The sequence below is a fragment of the Rhizobacter sp. P2_H3 genome, assembly GCF_056403355.1.
Genome location: NZ_JBFUFQ010000083.1, coordinates 1 through 23,911, shown reverse-complemented (window position 1 = coordinate 23,911; position 23,911 = coordinate 1). Strand labels below are relative to the sequence as shown.

General features: G+C 69.6%; 27 protein-coding genes. 10 read left to right on the top strand and 17 right to left on the bottom strand.

Annotated elements, in window-relative coordinates; all coding sequences use genetic code 11:
• Together AC1D1T_RS16750 and AC1D1T_RS16745 are read right to left on the bottom strand one after the other, a co-directional pair.
• Window positions 1–2,673 (bottom strand): PAS domain-containing sensor histidine kinase (locus AC1D1T_RS16750; RefSeq protein ID WP_477992181.1); only part of this gene is annotated, 2,673 nt, incomplete at its 3' end.
• A gap of 79 nt (window positions 2,674–2,752) precedes the next feature.
• On the bottom strand, window positions 2,753–3,781 hold the full coding sequence (locus AC1D1T_RS16745) for an NADP-dependent oxidoreductase (protein WP_477992180.1): 1,029 nt from the start codon (window positions 3,779–3,781) through the stop codon (window positions 2,753–2,755).
• A gap of 148 nt (window positions 3,782–3,929) precedes the next feature.
• Between AC1D1T_RS16745 and AC1D1T_RS16740 the strand changes: the two genes are divergently transcribed.
• Window positions 3,930–4,394, top strand: coding sequence for a BON domain-containing protein (locus tag AC1D1T_RS16740; protein WP_052213033.1), 465 nt, complete (start codon window positions 3,930–3,932; stop codon window positions 4,392–4,394).
• A 75-nt stretch (window positions 4,395–4,469) separates the two neighbouring features.
• Here the strand turns inward: AC1D1T_RS16740 and AC1D1T_RS16735 are convergent, their stop codons facing one another.
• Window positions 4,470–4,679, bottom strand: a complete 210-nt coding sequence (locus AC1D1T_RS16735) for a cold-shock protein (protein WP_047511365.1) — start codon at window positions 4,677–4,679, stop codon at window positions 4,470–4,472.
• 307 nt (window positions 4,680–4,986) lie between these two features.
• Here AC1D1T_RS16735 and AC1D1T_RS16730 point away from each other — a divergent pair, with 307 nt between their 5' ends.
• Genes AC1D1T_RS16730 through AC1D1T_RS16715 form a run of 4 tightly spaced genes read left to right on the top strand, consistent with a single transcriptional unit; the run spans window position 4,987 to window position 8,201 of the window.
• A complete protein-coding gene (locus tag AC1D1T_RS16730; protein ID WP_047512248.1) occupies window positions 4,987–6,096 on the top strand; it encodes an S-(hydroxymethyl)glutathione dehydrogenase/class III alcohol dehydrogenase in 1,110 nt (369 codons plus the stop codon).
• Window positions 6,089–6,958, top strand: coding sequence for an S-formylglutathione hydrolase (fghA, locus tag AC1D1T_RS16725; protein ID WP_477826131.1), 870 nt, complete (start codon window positions 6,089–6,091; stop codon window positions 6,956–6,958). The genes AC1D1T_RS16730 and fghA overlap by 8 nt, the downstream gene beginning before the upstream one ends.
• Window positions 6,955–7,938, top strand: coding sequence for an LLM class flavin-dependent oxidoreductase (locus AC1D1T_RS16720; protein ID WP_465113171.1), 984 nt, complete (start codon window positions 6,955–6,957; stop codon window positions 7,936–7,938). The genes fghA and AC1D1T_RS16720 overlap by 4 nt, the downstream gene beginning before the upstream one ends.
• Window positions 7,935–8,201 (top strand): RNA-binding S4 domain-containing protein, encoded by a 267-nt coding sequence (locus AC1D1T_RS16715; protein WP_047511371.1) that lies wholly within the window; start codon window positions 7,935–7,937, stop codon window positions 8,199–8,201. The genes AC1D1T_RS16720 and AC1D1T_RS16715 overlap by 4 nt, the downstream gene beginning before the upstream one ends.
• On the opposite strand, the gene AC1D1T_RS16710 is transcribed toward AC1D1T_RS16715, so the two are convergent.
• The 4 genes from AC1D1T_RS16710 to trhA form a co-directional block, all read right to left on the bottom strand.
• Window positions 8,189–8,740 carry a porin family protein gene (locus AC1D1T_RS16710; RefSeq protein WP_052213034.1) on the bottom strand — a complete coding sequence of 184 codons (552 nt, stop codon included), beginning with the start codon at window positions 8,738–8,740 and terminating at the stop codon, window positions 8,189–8,191. The two genes, AC1D1T_RS16715 and AC1D1T_RS16710, sit on opposite strands and share 13 nt — an antisense overlap.
• A gap of 182 nt (window positions 8,741–8,922) precedes the next feature.
• Window positions 8,923–9,183, bottom strand: coding sequence for a VF530 family protein (locus AC1D1T_RS16705; protein WP_047511373.1), 261 nt, complete (start codon window positions 9,181–9,183; stop codon window positions 8,923–8,925).
• Window positions 9,180–9,680: a cupin domain-containing protein gene (locus AC1D1T_RS16700; RefSeq protein WP_477826129.1), complete on the bottom strand. Its 501-nt coding sequence runs from the start codon at window positions 9,678–9,680 to the stop codon at window positions 9,180–9,182. The genes AC1D1T_RS16705 and AC1D1T_RS16700 overlap by 4 nt, the downstream gene beginning before the upstream one ends.
• Entirely contained in the window at window positions 9,677–10,291 is a 615-nt protein-coding gene (gene trhA, locus AC1D1T_RS16695) for a PAQR family membrane homeostasis protein TrhA (RefSeq protein WP_465113173.1), read from the bottom strand. The genes AC1D1T_RS16700 and trhA overlap by 4 nt, the downstream gene beginning before the upstream one ends.
• An 89-nt stretch (window positions 10,292–10,380) precedes the next feature.
• On the opposite strand from trhA, the gene AC1D1T_RS16690 reads away from it, so the two are divergent.
• The 3 genes from AC1D1T_RS16690 (at window position 10,381) to AC1D1T_RS16680 (ending at window position 11,907) form a co-directional block, all read left to right on the top strand.
• Window positions 10,381–11,136 carry a 2OG-Fe dioxygenase family protein gene (locus AC1D1T_RS16690; protein WP_477992179.1) on the top strand — a complete coding sequence of 252 codons (756 nt, stop codon included), beginning with the start codon at window positions 10,381–10,383 and terminating at the stop codon, window positions 11,134–11,136.
• Window positions 11,137–11,280: 144 nt separating this feature from the next.
• Window positions 11,281–11,541 (top strand): hypothetical protein, encoded by a 261-nt coding sequence (locus tag AC1D1T_RS16685; RefSeq protein WP_047511379.1) that lies wholly within the window; start codon window positions 11,281–11,283, stop codon window positions 11,539–11,541.
• Window positions 11,542–11,616: 75 nt separating this feature from the next.
• Window positions 11,617–11,907 (top strand): hypothetical protein, encoded by a 291-nt coding sequence (locus AC1D1T_RS16680; RefSeq protein ID WP_465113175.1) that lies wholly within the window; start codon window positions 11,617–11,619, stop codon window positions 11,905–11,907.
• A gap of 2 nt (window positions 11,908–11,909) precedes the next feature.
• On the opposite strand, the gene AC1D1T_RS16675 is transcribed toward AC1D1T_RS16680, so the two are convergent.
• Window positions 11,910–12,668: an SDR family NAD(P)-dependent oxidoreductase gene (locus AC1D1T_RS16675; protein WP_465113176.1), complete on the bottom strand. Its 759-nt coding sequence runs from the start codon at window positions 12,666–12,668 to the stop codon at window positions 11,910–11,912.
• A 364-nt stretch (window positions 12,669–13,032) separates the two neighbouring features.
• Between AC1D1T_RS16675 and rsgA the strand changes: the two genes are divergently transcribed.
• A complete protein-coding gene (gene rsgA, locus AC1D1T_RS16670; RefSeq protein WP_477992178.1) occupies window positions 13,033–14,136 on the top strand; it encodes a ribosome small subunit-dependent GTPase A in 1,104 nt (367 codons plus the stop codon).
• Here the strand turns inward: rsgA and AC1D1T_RS16665 are convergent.
• From AC1D1T_RS16665 to AC1D1T_RS16635, 7 genes are all read right to left on the bottom strand, one after another.
• Complete coding sequence (locus AC1D1T_RS16665) at window positions 14,117–15,829, bottom strand: GGDEF domain-containing protein (RefSeq protein ID WP_477826428.1); 1,713 nt, start codon at window positions 15,827–15,829, stop codon at window positions 14,117–14,119. The two genes, rsgA and AC1D1T_RS16665, sit on opposite strands and share 20 nt — an antisense overlap.
• A 49-nt stretch (window positions 15,830–15,878) precedes the next feature.
• On the bottom strand, window positions 15,879–19,052 hold the full coding sequence (locus AC1D1T_RS16660; RefSeq protein WP_477992177.1) for an NAD(P)-binding protein: 3,174 nt from the start codon (window positions 19,050–19,052) through the stop codon (window positions 15,879–15,881).
• Window positions 19,053–19,169: 117 nt separating this feature from the next.
• Window positions 19,170–19,388, bottom strand: coding sequence for a hypothetical protein (locus tag AC1D1T_RS16655; protein ID WP_156155126.1), 219 nt, complete (start codon window positions 19,386–19,388; stop codon window positions 19,170–19,172).
• Window positions 19,389–19,433: 45 nt separating this feature from the next.
• A complete protein-coding gene (locus AC1D1T_RS16650; protein WP_477992182.1) occupies window positions 19,434–20,609 on the bottom strand; it encodes an MFS transporter in 1,176 nt (391 codons plus the stop codon).
• 78 nt (window positions 20,610–20,687) lie between these two features.
• Window positions 20,688–21,143, bottom strand: coding sequence for a YybH family protein (locus AC1D1T_RS16645; protein ID WP_477828425.1), 456 nt, complete (start codon window positions 21,141–21,143; stop codon window positions 20,688–20,690).
• A gap of 34 nt (window positions 21,144–21,177) precedes the next feature.
• Window positions 21,178–21,759, bottom strand: a complete 582-nt coding sequence (locus AC1D1T_RS16640) for a flavin reductase family protein (RefSeq protein WP_477828426.1) — start codon at window positions 21,757–21,759, stop codon at window positions 21,178–21,180.
• A gap of 4 nt (window positions 21,760–21,763) precedes the next feature.
• Complete coding sequence (locus AC1D1T_RS16635) at window positions 21,764–22,393, bottom strand: pseudouridine synthase (RefSeq protein WP_477828427.1); 630 nt, start codon at window positions 22,391–22,393, stop codon at window positions 21,764–21,766.
• A gap of 19 nt (window positions 22,394–22,412) precedes the next feature.
• Between AC1D1T_RS16635 and AC1D1T_RS16630 the strand changes: the two genes are divergently transcribed.
• Window positions 22,413–23,027, top strand: coding sequence for a nucleoside/nucleotide kinase family protein (locus AC1D1T_RS16630; RefSeq protein WP_477840335.1), 615 nt, complete (start codon window positions 22,413–22,415; stop codon window positions 23,025–23,027).
• 22 nt (window positions 23,028–23,049) lie between these two features.
• Here AC1D1T_RS16630 and AC1D1T_RS16625 read toward each other — a convergent pair whose 3' ends face one another.
• Complete coding sequence (locus tag AC1D1T_RS16625) at window positions 23,050–23,280, bottom strand: DUF1161 domain-containing protein (protein WP_047511396.1); 231 nt, start codon at window positions 23,278–23,280, stop codon at window positions 23,050–23,052.
• Window positions 23,281–23,375: 95 nt separating this feature from the next.
• A partial coding sequence (locus tag AC1D1T_RS16620) for a YqhG/Tai3 family protein (RefSeq protein ID WP_477992176.1) occupies window positions 23,376–23,911 on the bottom strand: 536 nt, incomplete at its 5' end.

The window sequence follows — 23,911 nt, the reverse complement described above, 5'->3', positions numbered from 1 at the left end:
GCGCTCGCCCGGCGCCGGTTCCGGAACGCGCGCCGGCGTTGTCGCCGCAGGCCGCGCGCCGGCGGGCAGCGGCGCGGCCGGTGCATCGTCGCGCGGCAGGCGGACATCGAACTGCGATCCCGTACCCGGTTGGCTGCTGGCCATGACGGTTCCTTCCATGCGCTCGACGAGCGCCTTGACGACGGCCAGCCCGATGCCGGTGCCGTCGATGCCTTCGTTCTCGATGCCGAGCCGGTTGAACGGCTCGAACAGCTGCGGCAACTGGTCGGGCCGCAGCCCGCGACCCGTGTCTGCCACATGCAGCGTCACGTGCGTCGCATCGACCGTGCAGGTCAGCGTGACGCGTCCATGGGGCCGGTTGTACTTGATCCCGTTCGTCAACAGGTTGATCAGCACCTGGCGCAGCCGGATCCGGTCGGCGCGCACGGTCGCCTGCAGCCGGTCGGCATGCAGCGTCACGCCGTGCTCGCGCGCCAGCGCCTCCACCAGCGGCAAGGTCTCGTACACCACCTCGTGCAGCGCAAGCGGCTGCAGGTCCAGCCGCAGGTTGCCGCTCTCCAGGCTCGACAGGTCGAGCACGTCGTTGATCAGCGACAGCAGGTGCCGGCCGGCCGCGGCGATGTGCTCGACCTTGTGGTTGTGGTCGGCACTCAGCGCACGCGCGTCGAGTTGCAGCAGCTGCGCGAAGCCCAGCACCGCGTTCAGCGGCGTGCGCAGCTCGTGGCTCATGCGCGCCAGGAACTCCGACTTGGCCGAACTCTCGCGCTGCGCGACGGCCCGCTCCTGGCGAGCGATCTCGGCGCTGCGCGCATCGGTGATGTCCCAGTTCACCCCCATGTGGCGATGCACCTGGCCGCTCGCATCCGTCACCGCCGTCGAGCGCGAGGCCAGCCAGTGCACCGAACCGTCAGGCCACACGACGCGGAACTCATAGGCCGCGCTGCTGCGGTTGCGCACCGATTCCTCGAGCGCGGCCGCGACCCGCTCGCGGTCCTCGGGCCACACCAGCGCCGCGCGCTCGGCCTCGTTCGGCACGTGGTCCGACGGCTCCAGGCCGCGCAGCCGGAACATCGCCTCGTCCCACACCGAGGTGTCGGTGCGCGGCAGCCATTCCCAGGTGCCGATGCCCACGCTGCGCACCGCCAGGCCGATGCGCTCGTTCGCGCTGCGCAGCGCGGCTTCGGTCTTCACGCGCTCGGTCACGTCGATCGTGATGCCGAACAGCATCGGCCGGCCATCGCGCAATTCGCGCCGCACCCGGTTCACCAGCCAGCGCACCTCGCCGTCGGGGCGGCGGATGCGGTACTCGTGCTCCACCGACACCGCGTCGCTTGCGCGGATCTCGTCGCGCACGCGCTCCATGAAGGCGCGGTCGTCCGGGTGCACGACCTCGCCCATCCACTCGGCGCCCGATGGCACGCCCGCCTCCTTCGGCCGGCCGATGATGCGGAACATCTCGTCGTTCCACTCGGCCTGGCGGGTCTGCGGGTCGCGGCTCCAGATGCCCAGGCCCGCCGCCGTGGCGGCGATCTCCAGCCGCTTCGCGATCTCGGTCGCGCGCCGCGTGTGCTCGACCTGCTCGGTCACGTCGAGCGCGACGCCGACGAACTCGATCGGCGTGCCCTCGGCATCGCGGCGCACCACACGGCGCGTCAGCACATAGCGGAAGCTGCCGTCCGGGCGGCGGTAGCGGGCTTCCATGTCGACCGGGCGGTCCGAGCGCAGCGCGGCCTGCGAGGTGGCCAGCACCTGCGGCAGGTCGTCGGGGTGGATCAGCGCCCGCACCTCCTCCAGCGCCATGCCCTCGGGCCGCGGCGTGATGTCGAGCACCTGGTACGCGCGCTCGTTGTAGTACATGCGGTTGCGCTTCAGGTCATGGCGCCAGATCGCGATGTTGCCCAGGTCGACCGCGATCTTCAGCTGCGCGCTGGTGTCGTTGAACGACTCGGCCAGCTCGTAGGCCTCGGTGTCGTCGACCATGATGCCGATCGCGCGGGTCGGCGTGCCGCCGCCGGGGGGGGACTTGACCTCCCATTGCGAATGCACGCGCCGGATCCCGCCGTCGGGCATCACGATGCGGTAGCGCCGCGCGTACTGGCCGGGCTCGGTCATCGACTCGAAGATCCGCGGGTCGACCCGGTCGTCCGGGTGGATGTGCTGCGCGGTGCGCGCGAAGTTCGGCGTGCCGCCGGCCGGGTCCAGGCCGAAGAAGCGGAACATGTGGCGATCCCAGCGGCCTTCGCCGGACGGGATGTCACGCTCCCAGACGCCCAGGCGCCCGAATTCCTGCGCCATGTCGAGCAGCTCGGCGAGCCGGCGCGCCTCGTCGCCGAGCGCGCGCACGTCGGTGATGTCCTGCACCAGCAGCAGCTGCGGGCCGGGTGTCTGCAGGCTCAGCCAGCGCTGCGTGCCGGAGGGCGTGGTCCAGCGGTGTTCGGCGGCCGCCAGGGCAGCCTGCGGCGGCAGGCCGAGCAACTGGCGCACATCGCGCCCCTGCAATGCGCCGGGGGGCTGCCCGCAGGCGGCCTCGAGGCGGCCGTTGCTCCAGGCGATGAGGCCGGCGGCGTCGAGCTGCAGCAGCGCGTCGGGACTCGCGGCCAGCAGTGCCCGCGCCGTCTCGATCGGCAACTGCTCGCCGGGCGAATCGGAGGGGGACGCGTCGGGAACAGCCATGGAGGGCAAGTGTTGTGCCGAATGCGGCAGGCGTCCAGCGCACTTGCCCGCAGGGACGCCCGTCCGTGGCCAGCCGGGCTCAGCCAGCGACCTGCAGCACCAGCTTGCCGAAGTTCTCGCCGCTGAACAGCTTCAGCAAGGCCTGCGGGAAGTTCTCCAGCCCGGTGACCACGTCTTCCCGGCTGCGGATGCGGCCGGCCTGCAGCAGCTCGCCCAGCTCGGCGATGGCGACCGGGTAGCGGTCGGCGTAGTCGAACACCACCATGCCTTCCATGCGGGCGCGGTTGACCAGCAGCGACAGGTAGTTGGCGGGGCCTTTCACCGGGGTCGTGTTGTTGTACTGGCTGATCGCGCCGCAGATCACGATGCGGGCGTGGCGGTTGATGCGCGTCAGCACGGTGTCGAGGATCTCGCCGCCGACGTTGTCGAAGTAGATGTCGACGCCCTGCGGGCAGTTCTGCTTCAGGCCGTCCTTCACCGCGCCGGCCTTGTAGTCGATGCAGGCGTCGAAGCCCAGCTCCTTGACGACCCATTCGCACTTGGCGGGGCCGCCGGCGATGCCGACGGTGCGCAGGCCCTTCACCTTGGCGAGCTGGCCGACGGTCTGCCCGACCGCGCCGGCCGCGCCCGACACGACGATGGTCTCGCCGGGCTTCGGCTGGCCCACGTCCATCAGGCCGAACCAGGCCGTCATGCCGGGCATGCCGAGCACGTTGAGCCACTGCATCGGCGTGCCCAGCCGCGGGTCGATCTTGAACAGCGCATGGCGGCGGATGCCGGCCTCGGGGATCAGGCAGTACTGCTGCACGCCCAGCGTGGCGCTGACGGTGTCGCCGACCGCGAAGGCCGGGTTCTTCGAGGCGACGACGCTGCCGATGCCGCCGGCCCGCATCACCTCGCCGATGCCGACCGGCGGGATGTAGCTCTTGCCCTCGTTCATCCAGCCGCGCATCGCCGGGTCGAGCGACAGCGCCTGGGTCTTCACGAGCACGCCGCCGGCCTCGGGCTCGGCGACCGGCTCGGTCGTGAACTGCCAGTTGTCGGCGGTGGGCAGGCCGACCGGGCGGGCGGCCAGGCGGATCTGCTGGTTCTCGAGGGAGGTGGGCATCGCGATGTCTCCTGGATATGTTGGTTTTGGGGGATGCCGTTTGATGGTAGCGCCGATGTCGACCTTGTCCGACAGGCGATCAGGCGGGGCGCCGACAGGGGGCGCCGGGGGGCGAACCTACAGTCGTCACACTGAAGGAGAAATCGAGATGAGCAAGCTCTTGTGGACCCTGTGCGTGACCGCACCGATCGTCGCGCTGGCGGCGGGTTGCGATTCGAGCGACCACCGCACCGTCGGGCAGAAACTGGATTCGGCGGTGTCGACGGCCGAGCAGGCGGCCAACGAGGTGAAGCAGAACGCGAAGCAGTCGGTCGCCGACGTGAAGACCGCGGCCCGCGATGCGTCGCAGGCGAGCCAGGACGGCACCTCGCAGATCGGTCAGTCGATCGCCGACGGGGCGATCACGGCATCGATCAAGGCCGACATCGCGAAGGATCCGGACCTCAGCGCGCTGCGCGTGAACGTCGACACGCACGATGGCAAGGTGGCGCTGTACGGCTCGGCACCGAGCGAGGACGCCCGCCAGCGGGCCGAGCGCATCGCGATGGCGGTAAAGGGCGTGAGCGGCGTCGACAACAAGCTGGCGATCGAGACGGCGCAGGTCAAGCGGTAGGAAGCACTTCCCCAAAAGAAAACGCGGCCCGGGGGCCGCGTTCGTCTTGCAGCAGGGCTTGCGCCCTGCGCTGCATCACAGCACGCGAATGTTCGCGGCTTGCAGGCCCTTCTGGCCTTGCTTCACTTCGAATTCAACGCGCTGGTTTTCCAGCAGCGTCTTGAAGCCGTTGCCTTGAATGTCACGGAAGTGGGCGAACAGGTCAGCGCCGCCCGCGTCTTGAGCGATGAAGCCGTAGCCCTTGCTCTCGTTGAACCACTTCACGGTACCGGTTTGCGTCGTCATGGACGTTTCCTATTTCTATCAGTAGTAATGCGGCAGCACATGCCGACGCATGCAGAGACACTCAAGCGTTATTCGGGGATTTCAACAGAACCGGGCTGGAACCAGCACGGCGTCGCAAAAGATCACTCACAACCACAGTCTTGCGTATACCTGTGCGGCGGAATATACACCACGGGTCGGGACATTCCGCACACCGTGTCGAGAATCGTCCCCGGTGACGGTGTTTCCACACGACAGGCGGACGCGCCGGCAGCCACATCGCACAATGCCCGCCATTTGCGCGCCCGGTGCCCGCAAGGAGCTGCTGATGAAGACGAAAGCCGCCGTGGCCTGGAAGGCCGGCCACCCCTTGAGCATCGAGACGGTCGACCTGGCGGCGCCGCGCGCCGGCGAGGTGCTGGTGGAGGTGAAGGCGACCGGCATCTGCCACACCGACGAGTTCACGCTGTCGGGCGCCGATCCCGAAGGGTTGTTCCCGGCGATCCTCGGCCACGAGGGCGCGGGCGTGGTGCTGGAGGTCGGGCCGGGGGTCACGAGCCTGAAGCGCGACGACCACGTGATCCCGCTGTACACGCCGGAGTGCCGGCAGTGCAAGTTCTGCCTGTCGCGCAAGACCAACCTGTGCCAGCTGATCCGCGGCACGCAGGGCAAGGGGCTGATGCCGGACGCGACGAGCCGCTTCTCGATCGACGGCAAGCCGATCCTGCATTACATGGGCACATCGACCTTCAGCAACCACATCGTGGTGCCGGAGATCGCGCTGGCGAAGATCCGCAGCGACGCGCCGTTCGACAAGGTCTGCTACATCGGCTGCGGCGTGACGACGGGTGTCGGCGCGGTGCTCTTCACCGCGAAGGTGGAGGCGGGTGCGAACGTGGTCGTGTTCGGCCTGGGCGGGATCGGGCTGAACGTGATCCAGGGCGCGAAGATGGTGGGGGCCGACAAGATCATCGGCGTCGACCTGAACCCGGCGCGCGAGGCGATGGCGCGCAGCTTCGGCATGACGCACTTCATCAACCCGCGCGAGGTCGACAACGTGGTCGATGCGATCGTGCAGCTGACCGATGGCGGCGCCGACTACAGCTTCGAGTGCATCGGCAACACGACCACGATGCGGCAGGCGCTGGAGTGCTGCCACAAGGGCTGGGGGCAGAGCATCATCATCGGCGTGGCGGCGGCGGGGCAGGAGATCTCGACGCGCCCGTTCCAGCTGGTGACGGGCCGCGAGTGGAAGGGCTCGGCCTTCGGGGGTGCGCGCGGCCGCACCGACGTGCCGAAGATCGTCGACTGGTACATGGAAGGCAAGCTGCGCATCGACGAGCTGATCACGCACAAGCTGGCGTTGAACGACATCAACCACGGCTTTGACCTGATGAAGCGTGGCGAGTCGATCCGTTCGGTGGTGGTGTATGACTGAAAGCGTGACTGGCGGCGGGCCGGTGAAGACCTTGTCGGAGCAGGCGTGCTTCGGTGGCGTGCAAGGTTTTCACGAGCATGTGTCGGACGCGATCGGCCTGCCGATGCGCTTCGGCGTGTTCAGGCCGCCGCAGGCCGCGTCGGGACGCGTGCCGGTGCTGATCTACCTGGCCGGCCTGGAGTGCAACGAGCAGACCTTCGCGATGAAGGCGGGCGCACAGCAGCACGCGGCAAAGCTCGGGCTGATGCTCGTGACGCCGGACACGAGTCCGCGCGGCACCGGCATCGCCGAGGCCGATGCGTCGTGGGATTTCGGCACGGCGGCCAGCTTCTACCTCGATGCCACCGAAGCGCCGTGGCGCACGCACTGGCGCATGGCCAGCTGGCTGACGCAGGAACTGCCGGCGCTGATCGAAGCGCAGTTCGCGGCGGACACGAGCCGTCTCGGCCTGTTCGGGCACTCGATGGGTGGGCATGGCGCACTGACGCTGGGCCTGAAGCATCCAACGCTGTTCCGCAGCGTCTCGGCCTTCGCGCCGATTGCCGCGCCGATGCAGAGCCCGTGGGGCGACAAGGCGTTCCGTGGCTACCTGGGTGAAGACCGGCAGGCCTGGCGCGAGCACGATGCCACCGAGCTGGTGAAGGCCGGGGCGCGCACATCGCACCTGCTGATCGACCAGGGCCTGGCCGATCGATTCCTGGCGACGCAGTTGCATCCGGAGCTGTTCGAAGCTGCCTGCAACGCGGCCGGTCAGCCGTTGACCTTGCGACGCCATGCGGGCTTCGACCACGGCTACTACTTCATCTCGACCTTCATGGCCGACCACATCGCGCATCACGCCGAAGCGCTCTCGCGACAATGAAACTCTCAGTCCTGGATCAATCCGTCGCATTGAGCGGCCAAGGCGAAGACGCCGCCATCCGCGACACCCTCGAGCTCGCGCAGCACTGCGAAGCCCTCGGCTATGAGCGCTTCTGGGTCAGCGAGCACCACAGCCTGCCAACGATCGTCGGCAGCGCGCCCGAGATCGTGATGGCCGCGATCGCCGCCCGCACCAGCCGCATCCGCATCGGCAGTGCCGGCGTGATGCTGCCGCACTACGCGGCACTGAAAGTGTCCGAGCAGTTTCGCGTGCTCGAGGCGCTGGCACCCGGTCGCATCGACCTCGGTGTCGGCCGCGCTCCCGGCGGCGACATGCGCACCGCGCAGGCGCTCAATCCGCATGCGTATGGCAGTGCGGAGAATTTCCCGGAGCAGGTGCGTGACCTGCAGGCCTGGACCAGCGGCCTGCGCCATCGCGGCATCGTCGCGCACCCGCGCGGCGAGCATGCGCCGCAGGTGTGGATCCTCGGCAGCTCCGACTATGGCGCGCAGATGGCCGCGCAGTTCGGGCTGCCCTATGCGTTCGCCTATTTCTTCACCGACGGACAAGGCGCCGAGCAGGCGCTCGACCTGTACCACCGCCTCTACCAGCCGAGCGAGCGGCATCCCAAGCCACAGGCGACCGTCTGCGTCTGGGCCCTGGCGGCCGATACCGAAGAGACCGCGCTGCACTTGGCCTTGAGCCGCGAGCGCTGGCGCGTCGACCGCAACCGCGGCCTGCTCGGGCCGCTGCAGTCTCCGGATCAGATCGCCGCGCGTGGCTTCACGCCGGACGAGATGGCGGTCATCGAGCCGATGCGGCGCAAGGCGTTTGTCGGCACGGCTGCGCAAGTGGCCGACAAGCTGCGCGCGCTCGCCAGCGATTTCGGGCTGGAAGAACTCGTGATCAACACCTGGGCGCACGATCCCGCGGTGCGGCGGCATTCGTATGCGCTGCTCGCGCGACAATTCGCCGCATGAACCAGATCGATTTCGAACTGCGCGGCGACTTCATCCCGCTCGATGCCCTGTTGAAGGCCACCGGCGTGTGCCACAGCGGAGGCGCCGCGAAGACGATGGTGGCCGAGGGCAAGGTCGAGGTCGATGGGCAGACCGAACTGCGCAAGACCTGCAAGATCAGGGCGGGGCAGGTGGTCGGCCTGACCGGCACGCGCATTCGCGTGCTGGTGCCGACGCAGCCCGCCCCGGAAGGTGCCTGGAAGGCGACAGATCAGAAGCGATAGTTCACGCCGACCGAGAACAGGTCGGTGTTGTCCTTGATGTCCAGCGCCTTCACGCGGTACCGCTCCCATTCACCACGGATCGCGGTGTTCTTCGACAGGTCGTACTGAACGCCCGCACCGTACTTCACGTCGGTGCCGCGCTCGCTGTCGTTCACGCCGTTGACCGTGCGATCGGCCTTGCCGTTGTAGACACCCACGCGGCCCAGCAGCGAGAAGTCCTGCGCCACCGGGAAGGTGCCGACGGCGTCGAGGAACACGCCGTTGTTCAGCTTCAGCTCACTGCCGCTGGCGCTGTACTTGCCCAGCCCGACCCAGCCGCCTTCCAGGCTGAAGTTCGGCGTGAACTGGTAGCCGCCGTAGATCTTGCCGCCGGTGTCGGTGGTGTCGATGTCCAGCCCGCCGATGTTGTCGCCGTGGAACTTGGTCGTGCCGATGCTGCCGCCGACGTACGGGCCGGGTTGCACCGATTGGGCGTGCGCTGCGAGTGCCATCAGCGAGGCGGCCGAGGCGATGATGAGTTTGCTGCTCAGTTTGATCATGCTTTCACTCCTGTTTCTCTCAGTAGGACTGCCGGATCGCTTGTCCGACATGCAAGCAGGATCAGCCGCGCATGTGAACGCGACACCTCCTCAACGTGAAGTTTTTCGAGGGCCTGCAACATGATGTTGCAGTGCAGCAGAAAGGCGGAACTTCCCCGGCAAACCGGGCTCGAAGGCCCAGCTCAGCGCGGCTTGCTCGCGCGGGCCGCGCGGTCTCTTTCTCGCAACATGAAGAGGTAGAGGCTCTCGACCTTCTCGCGCGCCCACGGTGTCTTGCGCAGCACCTTCAGGCTCGACGGGATGCTCGGTTCGATGCTGAAGCAGCGCAGCTGGACGCGCTCGGCCAGGCCCGGCCAGCCGTAGTGCGCGACCAGCTCGGTCAGCAAGGCCTCGAGCGTGAGGCCGTGCAGCGGGTTGCGGGGTTGGGCGGGTGTGTCGCTCATCCAGACAGCCTTGCGAGATCGGCCTTCAATGCGCGCACGGCCGACACCGCATCGGCGTGGTCGCGCAGGAACGAGAAATCGGCGAAGTCGAAGCCCGGTGCCACCGTCGCCCCCACGTACGCGAAGTCGCCGACCGGCTCGGCGGCCTGCCACCACTGTGCCGGCACCGTGAAGCGCGGCTGCGTCGCGGCGCTCACCGGCGCCAGCGTCACCGATTCGATGCGATCCAGCGACGGCGGCATCAGCCACAGCCGCAGCGGTCCGCCTTCGAGCAGGTGCCAGACCTCGTCCGACGCGACGCGGTGCCACGCACTGTACTGGCCGCGGCCGAGCAGGAAATCGATGCTCGTCAGCGCGCTGCGCGGCGGGCGGCCATCGCCCGGCGTGATGGATGACGCCGCGCGGAAGAACTCGCGGTAGTGCCCGCCCTCGGGATGCGGCTGCAGCTGCAGCAGCGCGATCAGCTCGGCCGCGCGCGGATGGAGGACACCGCTCATGCGACGTACAGCAGCACGGTGACGAAGTGGCAGGCCGTGCCCGCCAGCACGAACAGGTGCCACACGCCATGCGCATGGCGCCAGCGCTCGTCGTTCGCGTAGAACACGATGCCACCGGTGTAGCACAGCCCGCCCGCCACCAGCCAGGCGAGTGCCGCCCACGGCAGCTCGCGCACCAGCGGCACCGCGGCGATCAGCGCCAGCCAGCCCATCGCCACGTACAGCGGCACGGAAGGAATGCGCTCGCGGCCCAGGCTCAATTCCTTCACGATGCCGACCACCGCGAGCCCCCACACCACGCCGAACAACGACCAGCCCCACGGCCCGCGCAGCGTGACCAGCGCGAACGGCGTGTAGGTGCCGGCGATCAGCAGGTAGATGGCGCAGTGGTCGAACTTCACCAGCACGCGCTTGGCTGCGCCGCGCACGCTGTGGTACAGCGTCGATGCGCCGTACAGCAGGATCATGGTGGCTGCGAAGATGCTCGCGCCGACGATCTGCCAGGCATCGCCGTGCAGCGACGACTGCACGATCAGCACCGTGCCGCCGCCGATCGCCAGCAGCAGGCCGGCCAGGTGCGTGAAGCTGTTGAAACGCTCGCCGTGGTACATGAAACCCGCTTTCTGAAAAGGCTTGAGGAGGCGCAGGCCGCAAGCATAGCGGCAGCACGATGACGCTTTCGGGCTGGCATCATCGCGGCATGACCGAACGCATGCTGCCCCCTTACGTCACCGCCTCGCAACTCGTGCCCGACCTGCGCGCCAAGGGCCACGGCGTGATCAGCCCGGCCGGCCTGCGCGACTGGCTCGCGGCCGACGCGGCCGAGCTGCAGGCGCTGGAGGCCAGCTGGGACGACCTGCCGCCCGACGGCTACCTGCGCGATGGCGGCCGCTACCGGCGGCGCCGCCATTCCTGCTTCGTGGTCGACGGCACGACGCTCACGCCGTCGCCGCATCGCGCGCACTGGCAGCCGGTGGCCTACAACGCGCTGCACGGCGGCATCGAGCGCTGGTTCGAGCCGATGGCGGCCGGCGTCGTCGCGCAGCCGGTGTGGGCGCGCCTGCTGCTGCGCATGGCCGAGGCCTGCAGCGCGCTGAAGGGCGCGCGGCCGTGGTTCGTCGAGGCGCACCAGTTCCGCATCGACACCACCGATGGCATCGGCCGGCCGACGCCCGAGGGCGCACACCGCGACGGCGTCGACTTCGTCGCGGTGCTGTTGGTCGGCCGCCGCGGCGTGAAGGGCGGCGAGACGCGGGTCTTCGAGGCCGAGGGCCCGAACGGCATCCGCTTCACGATGAGCGAGCCGTGGACCACGCTGATGCTCGACGACGAACGCGTGATCCATGAGAGCACGYCGATCCAGCCGCTGTCGGCCGATGCGCAGCACAGCGCGCACCGCGACACGCTGGTGCTGACCTTCCGCCAGGGCGGGTTCCAAGGTCCGCTGGGGGGCTGAGTTCGCCGAGGCGCGGCCGGTTCGTCGCGCCCGGCTGCAGTTCATCCGCGCGCCGGGCCGGGCCGTCGCAACACGCTGGGAACGGGCGGAGTGGCTGCCGATACTGACTCCATCGACGACACAAACCACCGACTGGAGCCCGACATGACCACCACCCGCCTGACCCAACTGACGCTGATCGTTGCCACGCTGTCCGCCGCCGTGCTGCTGTGCCAGCCGCGGGTCCAGGCCGGCGCGCAGGTCGCCGCGGTGGCGCCGGAAGTGATCACGATGCCGATGGTCACCATCACCGGCAAGAAGATGCCGGTGATCGTGATGCCGCAGGTGGTCGTGACCGGCAAGCGTGAAGCCAGCGACGTGCAGCTCGCGCAGCAGGCCCGTGCGGCGCGCGGCGAGCGCGGCTGAAATCAGCGTTGAAAGACCTGAAAGACCCTGCGCCGGGGCCGGCCTGATAATGCCGGCTCGCCAACGAGGTGCCCCTTGTCCATGATCTTCCGCCGCGTGTTCGCCTTCCTGATTCGCCTGGTCGCCATCGTGATCGGCGCCGTCTTCGCGGCCGGGCTGCTGCTGCTGGGCATCGTCCTCACGCTGACACTGATCACGTGGGCACTGCTGCGCGGCCGCAAGCCCCAGGTGCGGCGCTTCAAGGTCGATCCGCGCCAGCCGTTCGGCGGCTTCACGCGGGGTGGTGCGGCGGTCGACCCGGCCAACGTGGTCGACGTCGAAGCGCGCGAAGTCCCCTCCGCCCCACCCAGACTCGACCGTTCCTAGGCTCAGGCGTCCCGAACGTCCGCCACCGGCTGGCTGCCGAAATCGGTGCGGTCCAGGTAGGCCAGCACCTTGGCCGCGGCCTCGGCCGGCGACGCCAGCCCGCCGTTGCGCTGCAGGTTCACGAAATGCGACTGGTCCGGGAAGCCATCCGCCGGGTTGTCGCGCAGCCGGGCCTGCATCTCGGTGTCGATCACGCCGGGCGCCAGCGAGACGATCTTCGCGCCGTTCGGCTGCAGCGCTTCATCGAGCGCGATCGTGCGGGCCGCATGATCGAGCCCGGCCTTGGCCGCAGCGTAGATCGCCTGGCCGGCCATCGCGCGCCGCCCGAGGCCTGACGAGATCTGCAGCACGCGCCGCCGTGTCGGCCACGTGAGCGTCGCGCGCAGGAACGCGGCGGTCAGCAGCAGCGGTGCCTCCAGCCCGACGCGCAGCGCGTTCGACACATCGGTGCCGTCGACATGACCCAGCGGGCCGACGCGCGTCAGCACGCCGGCGTTGTTGATCAGCGTCGCGGTGTCGAACGAGGTGTGGTCGATCTGCGCGAGCCATGCCGACAGCCGGTGCGCCACCGGCAGCGGTGTCGCGAGGTCCATCGCCCATTGTTCGCAGCGTGCGTTGGCGGCACCGGCCTTCAGGGCCAGCGCCTCGCTGGTGCGCCGCGAGATGCACAGCAGTTGCGTGCCGGGGGCGAGCAGTCGTTCCGCCATTGCCGCACCCAGGCCGCGCGATGCGCCGGTGACGATGTAAAGCGATCGAATCATCCCAACGCTCCAATCCAGCAGGGGAGCCGCATTGTCGCGCCTTTGCAATGACATTGACGCGTGGATACCGGCCATGCCACACTGCGCGCCCGAAGTCCCCGGCCGCCCCGGTTGGGTCCGCTCCCACAGCCACAAGGAGACCACGCGATGAGAACCACTGACATTGCCCTCCTGCTGTCCGCGGATTGCACTTCGCTCCAGCGCTGATCGAGCCCGACTCCCTCTTCGGGTCCTGATCTTCCCGCCGGCGCCCCTGCCGCCGCGGCACAGCTTTCATTCCTTCGTTGCCCCGCACGGCCTTCGCCGCACGGGGCTCCTGGCTCGGCGCGTGCGCCGGCTGCGATGATGAAAGACACCACCCACCATGATCGAGATCGATGTCGAGCGCCTGCGCTCGATGGGGCTCACGCCCGCGATGGCCGCCGAGGCCGCCTCCTTTTCCACGTTTCCCGCGTCCCTTCCTGAAACCTTCCCACCCGGCGCCCGCCTGATGCGCCTGACCGAAGTGCACCGCGAGACCGTCGAGCTGCACGACGGCGAGCACTCGCACAGTGCGCGCGTGCTGCCACGCCTGATGCGCGCGCTCGATGACGACGACACCGGCCTGGCCGTCGGCGACTGGGTCATCGGCGCCGCCGACGCCCACGGCCAGTGCTGGGTGCACGAACGCGTGCCGCCGCTCAGCCACATCGCGCGGCGCGATGCCGACGGGCGCCGCCACCCGGTCGTCAGCAATGTCGACACCGCCTTCCTCGTGATGGGGCTGGACGACGACTTCAACCCGCGCCGCCTGGAGCGCTACCTGATCCTGGTGCAGGGCAGCGGCGTGCAGCCGGTGGTCGTGCTGACCAAGGCCGATGCGGTGCCGCCGCAGGCCCTCGACGAGGCCCGCGCGCAGCTGCGCGGCCGGCTGCCGGCGAATGTCGAGCTGCTGGCCGTCAATGGCCGCAGCGCCGAGGCCGCGCAGGCCTTGCAGCCGTGGCTGTCAGCCGGCCAGACCGTCGTGCTGATGGGCTCGTCGGGCGCCGGCAAGTCCACGCTCACCAACACGCTGGCCGGCACCGAGCTGCAGGACACCGGCGCGGTGCGCGAGCACGACAGCCGCGGCAAGCACACCACCACCTCGCGCTCGCTGCACCGCCTGCCGGGAGGCGCCTGCGTGATCGACACGCCGGGGCTGCGCACGCTGCGACCCGACACCGACGAGGCGCGGCTCGCGCTCAGCTTCGACGACATCGCGACGCTCGCGCTGCAGTGCCGCTTCCGCGACTGCCGCCACGAGGACGAGCCGGGTTGCGCGGTGCGCGAAGGCGTCGGCGCCGACCGCGTGCGCAACTACCACAAGCTGCTGCGCGAGGTGCGGCGCGACACGCTGACCGTGCTCGAGCGGCACCAGCAGCTGTCGCAGTGGAAGGCGCGCGGCCGGCTGGCACGCGAGCGCATGAAGCTCAAGCGCGGCGAGGATTGAAGGGCTGCGCGGCGCCGCCCGGGGCGTCGCGCTTGGTCGACTTGTGGCGGTACATGCGCGCGTCGGCATGGATCAGCAGCTGGCTGCTGGACGTGATCTCCGAGCCGAACGCGATGCCGAAGCTGATGCCGCAGCCCTCGAAGCCGGCGGCGTGCAGCCGCTCCTCGAAGCGGCGCATGTCGTGTCGCGTCTCGTCTTCATGGCGCATGTCGCCGAGCACCGCGAACTCGTCGCCGCCGAGCCGGAACACCGTCATGTCGCGGTCGCGCAGCGTCTGCAGCTGGCGCGAGAACTCGCACAGCAGCGCGTCGCCGTGCGCATGGCCGCGCTCGTCGTTGATGCGCTTCAGGCCGTCGAGGTCGATCATCACCAGCATCAGCCCGGCCGACGAGTCGGCGGCCGTCAGCTTCGACAGCGTGCGGTCGAACGCATGGCGGTTGCCGATGCCGGTCAGCGAATCGGTGCTGGCCTGGTCGAGCGCGCGGTGCAGCTGCACCATGTAGCCGTCCTTCTCGAGCGCGAGCAGCCGGATCTTGTCGGCCAGCGCGAAGGCCAGCAGGATCGCGTCGGCGGTGCTGCCCAGCAGCGTGATCAGCTCCGGGTTGCGCACCATGTCCTGGCTCAGGCCGAGGTTGGCCGGCAGGATCACCAGCGCCGGCAGCAGCAGCGCGAGGAAGGCCGCGAGGAAGTAGCGCGCCGGCAGGTAGCCCGACCACAGCCGCACGAGCCCGGCGATGAGCGCGAGTGTCAGCGAGATCGAGATGACGATCGTCGCCAGCGTGTGCGCCCATGACACCGCGATGAAGCAGCTCGGCAGCAGCACCAGCGCCAGCACCAGGTTGGCATGGCCCGCCCACGCGAGCCGCGGGTTGGCTTCTCGCAGCTGCAGGAACTCGATGTAGAAGAGGGTGTTGAACACCACCATCAGGAAGAACGGCAGGTAGTGCCACTGCAGCCCGTGCCAGCCCAGCCACTGCGCCGGGATGTGGAAGGTCAGCCCCCAGCCGGCCGTGGCCGTCACCAGGTACAGCGCGTAGTACAGCAGCGCCTTGTCGCGCGTGCCGAGGAACATGAAGAGGTTGTAGAGCGCGAGCGTCAGCAGCGCGCCGAGCGCGAACAGCGCCAGCACGTTCTCCGAGATCACGGTGCGGCGGTACTCGGCCTTGGTCTGGATGTCGATGCCGGGCAGCCGCGCGAAGTAGCGGCTGTCGATGCGCAGCAGCACGTGCGCCGAGCTGCCGCGCGGCAGCGTGATGTCGCTGCCGTAGTGCAGCATGTAGGGCGTGTCGGCGTGGTAGCCGGTCACGAAGGTCTGCGGCGGCTGGCCGCCGACGTAGATCCATCCGCCGACGTGCTCCATCAGGCTCGCATGCGGGTCGATCACCCACTGCGTTGCCGGCGAGTCGTTGCGCACCGTCGCATGGAACCAGTAGCGCCCGCCGAGCAGCGACACATGGTCCACCGGCGTCTTGCGCGCGAGCCAGTCGGCCAGCCGGTCGACGTCGGGCGGCTCCTCGTTCGCCTCGGCGAGGTAGAACTGGCCGCTGCGGGTCAGCTCCACCGGCTCGGTCGGCGACACCGCCGTCTGCGCGAGCACGCTGCCGGCCATCAGCCACAGCAGCCCCGCGATCCAGGCAGACAGGCACGATCGCAGGCTGCGGGCGTGCGGTGCGTGGCGGGACGGGCTTCTCATGAAGGGGTCGACTGTAACAACAAGCATCAGCCGCGGCCCTGAAGCGTTCTTAAACGTCCCGCTCGCCGACGATCACCGCCGGATGGCCGCAGATCGCGCGCGCGGTCTGCATGCCGGCCATCGTCGCCGCCTCGACGCAGCCGGCGTTCAGCCCGGTGCGGATCCAGTCGCCGGTGACGAACAGGTTCGAGAAGCCGGTGCCGTCGGTCGCCAGGCGGTAGCGGCTGCTGCCGACCACCGACAGCACGTAGCGCTCCGACGGATCGACGTTGGCGCGCCAGTACTGGCTGTCGAAGCGTGCCGGCCCGACGGCGCCGGACGGGTCGACCAGCAGCGGCCAGCGGAAGCCCTCCGCCGTCACGGCCTTCGGCCACAGCGTGCCGATGCGCCGCTGCAGCTGCTCGATCGCCCCTTGCTTGACCTGCTCGGCCATGCGCTTCGGGAACGCGTGGTCGCTGTACGGCGGGTAGCTCGCGAGCGGCAACGCGCTGCAGAAGTACGAGACGTTCTTCGGCGCGATCGCCGGCGGCCACGCTTCGCGGCACAGCAACTGGTCCATCGGCGCCCAGGTGTCGAAGGGCTCGCTGAACGAACTGAGCACCGGCTGCTGGCCGTCGGGGCCCGTCAGCGTCCAGCCGAGCTCGTGCAGGTCGCGGTTCAGCCACACCTGGTAGGCCTGGGTCGCGACTGCCTTCACGTGCTCGCACGACGCGGCCAGCGCCGGGCTGCGCGCGACGAGCTGCGGGCACAGTTGCGCGACCGATGCGGCCGAAATGCCGAAGACCACCTGGTCGAAATCCTCGCCGAGCTTCAGCGTGCGCGTCGGCAGCGGCTGCCCGAACGCGGCGGCATACACCTCGGGCCAGTCGCTCCAGTTCGATTCGAGGTTGATGCCGTGGCGGCGCATCAGCGCGACCTGCGCGGCGTCGAGCTGCTCGAAGCGCGGCGCGCTCGGCCAGCAGGCCAGGCCGTTCACGTCGACCAGCGGAGCGTAGGCCTGCGCCGGGTCGGCGAGCGCCGCCTGGCGCGTCATGCGGATCTCGGCAACCTTCTTGCCGGCGGCATCGGGCACCAGCTCGTCGACCTTGTGGAAGAACTCGAACTTCACGCCGCGTTCCTTCAGCAGCTGGTAGAACGGCGTGAACACCACGTCGCCCATGCCGGCCTGCATCTTCCACATGATCGCGCCGTGGTAGTCGAAGGCCACGCGCAGCATGCCGCGCAGCATCGTGCCGGCCTCGATGTCCGGCTTGTCGAAGTTGCCGTCCTCGTAGGCGAACACCAGGTCGTAGAAGCCGACCACCGGCGCCGAGCGCACCGTCACCTGCGGGTTCGCGCCGTGGCGCGTCAGCCAGGCCTGGAAGTCCTCGCCGTTGATCACGTCGAAGCCCTTCGTCAGCACCTCGTCCTCGATCATGCCGATGATGCTGGTCAGGCCCAGGTCGGCGCAGATGTAGAGGCGGCGCAGGTCGTCGGCGATGCCGCTGTCGGCCAGCAGGCCGTTGAAGCGCGCATGCAGCCAGGTGCGCACGCATTTCAGCGCGCTCGACTGCAGCAGGTGGTGGCCGGGGTCGTGGTCGCGCAGCGCGGCCGGCAGGTCGGCGCTGAAGCGCTGCAGCGCGGCGAACGCGACGCCGACATCGCTGCACAGCGACAGCACGTCGTCCTCGACGTGCGCGGCGAGCCGGTGCAGCCAGCTGCCCACAGGGAGGTTGGCCAGGACGTCGGCAGGGATCGCACGATGCGCCGGGCCGAGCTCGCCATGCGCCTCGGCATCCTTCAGCTCGCCCAGCCACTGCTTGATCCACTCGTAGCCGACCTGCACGATCTGCCACAGGTCCAGCGTCTCGTCGCCCTGGCCGGGCTCGCCGGGCATCGCCGGGGTCTCGATCGGCCACAGCTTCCAGTCACCTTTCACACGCTCGGTCAGCGTGATGAATTGCTGCGGCTTGAAGGCGTCACGCCAGGTGCGCAGCGGCGCGCCTTCGGGGCGGTCGAGCAGCTCGTAGGCGCGCTGGATGGTCTTGAAGGCGTTGGCGTAGAAGCCGAACCAGATGTGCAGCCCGTGTTCCTCGATGCGCTGGCCGAGCGCGGCATTGCGCCCGCTCGCGCCCTTGCCGCCGAGCCGCCAGCCCATCTGGTAGACGGTGATGTCGCAGGCATTGCGCCAGCCTGGCTGGTCGGTCAGGTAGAAGGCCGCCGTCATCGCCGCGACGCCGCCGCCGAGGATCGCGATCTTCTTCGGCGCGATGCGCGAGTTGTCGTAGAGCTCCTCGCCGGCCGGCACCTCGAAGTCCATGTCGATGTGGAAGGGCAGGATCGCCGGCTGCGCGCCGAGCTGCAGGCCGAGCGTGCGGTCCAGCGGGAAGCTCGCGAACGGGTGCAGCGTGCAGGTGTAGTCGTCGCCGAGCAGCTGCACCTGGCGCACTGCCTTCACGTTGGCCGGCGCGGCGATCAGCGCCTGGTACACCGCCTTGATGCCTGATGCATCGGGCAGCTGCTTCAGGAAGATCTGTGCCACGTTCGGGCTGCGCAGCATCTGCGCGATCTGCTCCCAGCCGGCGCGGTCGAGCGACAGGAAGCCGGGCAGGTTGGCCGCCAGCAGCTCGATCGCCTGCTCGATCAGCTCGGGCAGGCCGGCCAGGTCCTGGCGCGCGCCGTTGCTGCTTGTCGCGGTGACTTCGAGCAGCGGGTGCAGCTGCAGCATCGACTCCGGGCTGAACGGCTGGAAGCCCTTGGCCGCCAGCGTGAAGCGGGTGGCCGGCTCGCCCTCGGCCGGCATCGTGTACTCGCACTGGTACTTCGGGTAGCCGAACAGCTCGCGCCCGTTGATCAGCGCCATGCAGTCGTCGACCCAGATGTGGCACGGGTAGAAGAAGACGCGGCTCACGCCCGTTTGCCCGGCGAGCACCTGGCCCACCATCACCCAGGTGACGATGTCGGTCTCCTCGCCCCAGCCCTTGGCGGCATCCGATGGCCAGGCCGACTGCGCATGCTGCACCTGCGTGAAGGTCAGCATCACGAACGGCGACAGCACCTTGAAGCTCATCGTGCCGCCGGCCACCGCGGTCAGCGTCTCGTCGACGGTGGCCTGCAGGCGTGCCAGCTCGCCGTGCACGAAGAAGCCGTACATGCGGGAGCGGTTCAGCCGAAGCGGCGGGTGCATCAGCGGCGAACCGCCGGGGTAGATGAAATCAGGGCGGTTGGGTGCTGCTTCGGTCATGGGGCCGAAGTATTACCGCTATGTCGGATAAGTCACGCTTTGTCACCCGTTCCAGGGGTGGCAGGATTTCACGGCCTGCGGCACATCCCATCGCGAATCGCGATGGACGACGCTCGATCAGCGATCGTCGAACTGCATGCTGGCGAGCGTGGAGGGCCAGCCGGTGGCCGGTGCGCCGCCGCCGCGGAAGCGCCGCCCGACGGCCACCGGTTGCGGCAGGCCGGGCAGCGAGAAGGGCACGAACTCGCGGCGTTGCGCGGCGCGGCGCCGGACCCACCACAGGCCCGCGAGGGCCAGCGCGGCGAGCAGGGCCGCCGCGATCAACATCCAGGACATCATCGACATTCCAATACGACAACCGCGGATTGTCGCAGGCGGGTGTCAATCGCCGGTAAGGCGTTGTCGCTGGGTCAAAGCCGGGAACAGCTTCATCCAGAGGCCTGCGACGGCCAGCGTGCCGACCCCGCCCAGCAGCACCGACCCGACCGGCCCGAGCAAGGCCGCGGTGGCGCCCGACTCGAACTCGCCGAGCTGGTTCGACGCGCCGATGAAGATCGAATTGACCGCGCTGACGCGGCCGCGCATCTCGTTGGGCGTCTCGAGCTGCACCAGCGTCTGCCGGATCACGACGCTGACCATGTCGGCCGCGCCGCTGACCCACAGCGCGATCAGCGAGACGACGAACACCTTCGACACCGCGAACACCAGCGTCGACAGCCCGAACACCGCGACCGCTGCGAACATCAGGTGCCCGACGCGCCGCTGCAGCGGCCAGCGCGTCAGCGCGACCGACATCGCGAGCGCGCCGACGGCCGGCGCGCCGCGCAGCAGCCCGAGCCCCCACGGGCCGGTGTGCAGCACGTCGCGCGCGAAGATCGGCAGCAGCGCGGTGGCGCCGCCCAGCAGCACCGCGAACAGGTCGAGCGAGATGGCACCCAGCACCACCGGCCGGTTCCAGATGAAGCCGACGCCGGCCAGCACGGTGCGCAGCGTCACCGGCTCCTTCGGCGGCGGCACGTGCGGATGGCCGATGCGCAGGAACAGCACCGCGGCGACCGCGAACAGCGCGCCGCAGACGGCGTAGACGACGTCGGCCCCGGCCACGTAGATGAAGCCGCCGAGCGCCGGCCCGCCGATGATGGCGGCCTGCATGCCGCCCGAGCTGAAGGCCATCGCGCGCGGCAGGGTGTCGGCCGGCACCAGCAGCGGCACCATCGCCTGCTGGGCCGGCATCTGGAAGGCCTTCGCGCATCCGATCGCGATCGACAGCACCAGCAGCAGCTCGCGGCTGGCCCAGTGGCCGTGCGTGGCGGTGGCCAGCACGCCGGCGATCGCCAGCTGCACCGCCATCGACAGCGCGAGGATGCGGCTGCGGTCGTGCCGGTCGGCGACGTGGCCGGCCACCAGCGTCAGCAACAGCRCCGGCAGGAACTGCAGCAGCCCGACCAGGCCCAGGTCCCAGGCACTGCCGGTGAGCTCGTACATCTCCCAGCCGACGGCCACCATCAGCATCTGGTTGGCCATGGTGGCCGCGACCCGCGCGTACCAGAAGCGCATGAAGGCGGGCAGGGAGAACAGCGACAGCGGAACGGCGGGGAGTGTGGACACGAAGCGTGGGGAGGAAGAAGAGGGGGGTCAGGGGCAGTTGCAGCCCTTGTCGAAGACGATGCGCCAGACGCCCGGCGAGACCTGGCGCCACACCGAGGTGAAGCTCGCGACCGGCTTGCCGTCGGGGTCGAACACCGGGCCGGTGCTCAGCGCGAGCTCGCCGGAATCGAGCACCTCGACCTTGTCGGGGCGCCACGAGAACGGGGCCTTGTCGCCCTCGTAGAAGCGCTTCCACCACGCGGCCACGGCGGCCTTGCCGCGCAGCGGCACAGGGCCGGAGAAGAACACGGTGTCGTCGGCGAGGAAGCTGGTGAAGGCCGCGTGGTCGCGGTCGGCCATGGTCTTCGCGAACGCGCGCTCGGTGTCGGCGACCTGCTGCTCCAGCGTGGCGCGCGGAATCGCGGGAGAGGCACAGCCTGCCAGCCACAGCGCCGACGCCAGCACCAGCGACAGGCGGCGGCGGGAGCGGGCTGGGGGCTGCATGGGTGGAGGGCGTGATGGACGCGAGACGGCGATGTTACGACCGCCGCGGCAGCGCCTTGGCGTCGAAGGCTTCGCCGGTGGCGAAGAAGCGTCCGCCGGCGATGTAGTGCACCGTGCTGCCGGCCGCGGCGTCGAGCCAGTGGCCGTCGGCGAACAGGCGCGGATCGGCCCAGGCGGCGATCACCTCGCCGAGGAACAGGTCGTACTGGTTCTGCAGGTGCGGCTCGGGCAACAGCCGGCATTCGAGCCAGGCGGCGCAGCCTTCGAGCAGCGGGGCCTCGATGCGGCTCGCGTCGAAGGCCGTCAGGCCGAACGCGGCGAACTTGTCCTGGCCCGCCGGCAGCTCGCGGGCCGAGATGCCGCCGACCGCCAGCGTCGCCTCGGCCTGGGCCCGCGTCGGCACGTTCAGCGCGAACGTGCCCGAGCCCTCGACCAGCTGCCGCGTGACGGTGCTCTTGTCGAGCACCACGGCGACCTTCGGCGGGTTGAAATCCAGCGGCATCGACCAGGCCGCCGCCATGATGTTGCGCTGCCCGCCATGCGCGGCGCTGACCAGCACCGTGGGCCCGTGGTTCAACAGGCGGTACGACTTGGCGAGCTCGACGGCGGTGTGCATGGGGTCAGAACGGGGCGGGGCTGTGGAAGCGCATCGGCCGCCCGTCGACCGGGTGCGGCAGCGCCAGCGATTGTGCGTGCAGCAGCAATCGCGGCGCCTTCGCAAGGGCATCGGGCGGCGCGTAGAGCGCGTCGCCGACGATCGGGTGGCCGATGGCCAGCAGGTGCACGCGCAGCTGGTGCGAGCGGCCGGTGACGGGCTCGAGCCGCAGGCGCGTGGTGCCGCGTGCGGCATCGCGTTCGAGCACGGTGTAGCGGGTCAGCGCGGGCTTGCCATCGGCGAAGTCGACCTTCTGCTTCGGCCGGTTCGGCCAGTCGGTGAGCAGCGGCAGGTCGATCTCGCCGCGGTCGGCCGCCAGCAGCCCGTCGACCACCGCGATGTATTCCTTGTGCACCTCGCGCTGCGCGAAGGCATGGCTGAGGCGGCGCTGCATCTCCTTGCCGCGGGCGAACAGCATCAGCCCGGAGGTCGACATGTCGAGCCGGTGCACCACCAGCGCATCGGCCACCGCGGCCTGCACGCGCGAGGCCTGGTTGTCGAGCCCGGCCTCGCCGCGGCCGGGCACGGCCAGCAGGCCGCTCGGCTTGTCGACCACCAGCATCGAATCGTCGAGGTACAGGAAAGCGGGGTTCATCGGTGCAACACTGGCGGGCATGAACGAACAGGCATTGGCCCGCGCACGGGCATTGATCTCACGCGGCGGCCGCCGCATTCTCGGGCTGGTCGGCCCGCCGGGCGCCGGCAAGTCGACCGTCGCGCAGCAACTGGTCGACGCGCTGGACGGCGCCGCGGTGCTGCTGCCGATGGACGGCTTCCACCTCGCGAACGTCGAACTGGCCCGGCTCGGCCGCGCCGGCCGCAAGGGGGCGCCGGACACCTTCGATGCCGGCGGCTATGTGGCCCTGCTGCAGCGGGTGCGCGGCCAGCAGGCCGGAGGCGGCATCGTCTACGCGCCGGAATTCCGCCGCGAGATCGAGGAGCCGATCGCCTCGGCCATCCCGATCCCGGCCGAGGTGCCGCTGGTGATCACCGAAGGCAACTACCTGCTGCTGGAGCGCGATGGCTGGGCCGGCGTGAAGCCGCTGCTCGACGAAGCCTGGTACGTCGACGTGGACGACGCGCTGCGGCGGCGCCGGCTCGTCGAGCGCCACATGCGCTTCGGCCGCAGCGAGTCCGAAGCCCGCGCTTGGGAGGCCGGCACCGACCAGCCGAATGCCGAGCTGATCGCTGCGACCGCGCCACGCGCCGACTGGCGCTGCGCGGTCTGAGCCGGCGGGCTGGCCGGTCGCCTTATTTGCGGCCGTAGGTGATCTTCTTCGCGCCGCTTTCGCAGCTGCCGACGACCTTGGCGTCGCCCACCTTGTCGGCGTCGACGATCTCCAGCACGTAGCCGGTGACCTGCTTGGCGTCGAGCTTGGCGGCGATCTCGGTCTTCAGTTCGTCGCAGGACTTGCCGGCGGCGAAGGCGGGGGCGGCGACCAGCGTCAGGGCGGCCAGGGCGAGGGTGAAGGTGGCTTTCATCGGGGTTCTCCGTGGGGTTGTCTTTGAGGTTTGAGGACGGTGGTCCGGCGCGCATGGTGCCACGCCGCGCGCGGCCCGTTGTTTCATTGGCAACTTCAGGGACAGCTGCGCAGTTCGCGGCCGGTCCACTTCAGCGCCGGATCGGGGCGCTCCAGCTGGTCGGTGAGCACGCCGCTGAGCCGGCCGCTGTTGCCGAACGCGAAATTGCCGCCGTAGTTCACGTCGGCGATCAGCCAGCGGCCGTCGACGCGGTTCAGCACGACGGTGTCGGTCCAGCCGGTCGCATCGTTCTTGCCGCCGGCGTCGAAGAACATGCGCACCGGCACCCAGGCGATGTCGCGGGCCAGCCGCGCCGGCTGGGCCTTCACGCGGCTCGGGCCCTCGAACAGGCTGGAGTAGAGGTCGCCCTCGACGAACGGCGGCTTGTCGCCCGGTTGCGTCGCGAGGAAGGCCTCGTCGTAGCGGTGCGCCGTCTGCAGCAGGCACTGCAGGCGCGGCGTCAGCAGGCTGGCGATCAGCTTCAGGGCAGGCCCGTCGGGCGCGCCGCCGTTCGGCAGTTGCGCGATGCGCAACTCGTAGAAGGCCTGCACGGCGGTCTGCGGGCTCGCGGTGGCGTCGGCAGCGTTGGCGT

Coding starts and splice junctions, on each gene's coding strand:
- AC1D1T_RS16745 (WP_477992180.1), bottom strand. CDS start 3,781: ATGCCCACCTCCCTCGAGAACCAGCAGATCCGCCTGGCCGCCCGCCCG.
- AC1D1T_RS16740 (WP_052213033.1), top strand. CDS start 3,930: ATGAGCAAGCTCTTGTGGACCCTGTGCGTGACCGCACCGATCGTCGCG.
- AC1D1T_RS16735 (WP_047511365.1), bottom strand. CDS start 4,679: ATGACGACGCAAACCGGTACCGTGAAGTGGTTCAACGAGAGCAAGGGC.
- AC1D1T_RS16730 (WP_047512248.1), top strand. CDS start 4,987: ATGAAGACGAAAGCCGCCGTGGCCTGGAAGGCCGGCCACCCCTTGAGC.
- fghA (WP_477826131.1), top strand. CDS start 6,089: ATGACTGAAAGCGTGACTGGCGGCGGGCCGGTGAAGACCTTGTCGGAG.
- AC1D1T_RS16720 (WP_465113171.1), top strand. CDS start 6,955: ATGAAACTCTCAGTCCTGGATCAATCCGTCGCATTGAGCGGCCAAGGC.
- AC1D1T_RS16715 (WP_047511371.1), top strand. CDS start 7,935: ATGAACCAGATCGATTTCGAACTGCGCGGCGACTTCATCCCGCTCGAT.
- AC1D1T_RS16710 (WP_052213034.1), bottom strand. CDS start 8,740: ATGATCAAACTGAGCAGCAAACTCATCATCGCCTCGGCCGCCTCGCTG.
- AC1D1T_RS16705 (WP_047511373.1), bottom strand. CDS start 9,183: ATGAGCGACACACCCGCCCAACCCCGCAACCCGCTGCACGGCCTCACG.
- AC1D1T_RS16700 (WP_477826129.1), bottom strand. CDS start 9,680: ATGAGCGGTGTCCTCCATCCGCGCGCGGCCGAGCTGATCGCGCTGCTG.
- trhA (WP_465113173.1), bottom strand. CDS start 10,291: ATGTACCACGGCGAGCGTTTCAACAGCTTCACGCACCTGGCCGGCCTG.
- AC1D1T_RS16685 (WP_047511379.1), top strand. CDS start 11,281: ATGACCACCACCCGCCTGACCCAACTGACGCTGATCGTTGCCACGCTG.
- AC1D1T_RS16675 (WP_465113176.1), bottom strand. CDS start 12,668: ATGATTCGATCGCTTTACATCGTCACCGGCGCATCGCGCGGCCTGGGT.
- rsgA (WP_477992178.1), top strand. CDS start 13,033: ATGATCGAGATCGATGTCGAGCGCCTGCGCTCGATGGGGCTCACGCCC.
- AC1D1T_RS16665 (WP_477826428.1), bottom strand. CDS start 15,829: ATGAGAAGCCCGTCCCGCCACGCACCGCACGCCCGCAGCCTGCGATCG.
- AC1D1T_RS16660 (WP_477992177.1), bottom strand. CDS start 19,052: ATGACCGAAGCAGCACCCAACCGCCCTGATTTCATCTACCCCGGCGGT.
- AC1D1T_RS16655 (WP_156155126.1), bottom strand. CDS start 19,388: ATGTCCTGGATGTTGATCGCGGCGGCCCTGCTCGCCGCGCTGGCCCTC.
- AC1D1T_RS16645 (WP_477828425.1), bottom strand. CDS start 21,143: ATGCAGCCCCCAGCCCGCTCCCGCCGCCGCCTGTCGCTGGTGCTGGCG.
- AC1D1T_RS16640 (WP_477828426.1), bottom strand. CDS start 21,759: ATGCACACCGCCGTCGAGCTCGCCAAGTCGTACCGCCTGTTGAACCAC.
- AC1D1T_RS16635 (WP_477828427.1), bottom strand. CDS start 22,393: ATGAACCCCGCTTTCCTGTACCTCGACGATTCGATGCTGGTGGTCGAC.
- AC1D1T_RS16630 (WP_477840335.1), top strand. CDS start 22,413: ATGAACGAACAGGCATTGGCCCGCGCACGGGCATTGATCTCACGCGGC.
- AC1D1T_RS16625 (WP_047511396.1), bottom strand. CDS start 23,280: ATGAAAGCCACCTTCACCCTCGCCCTGGCCGCCCTGACGCTGGTCGCC.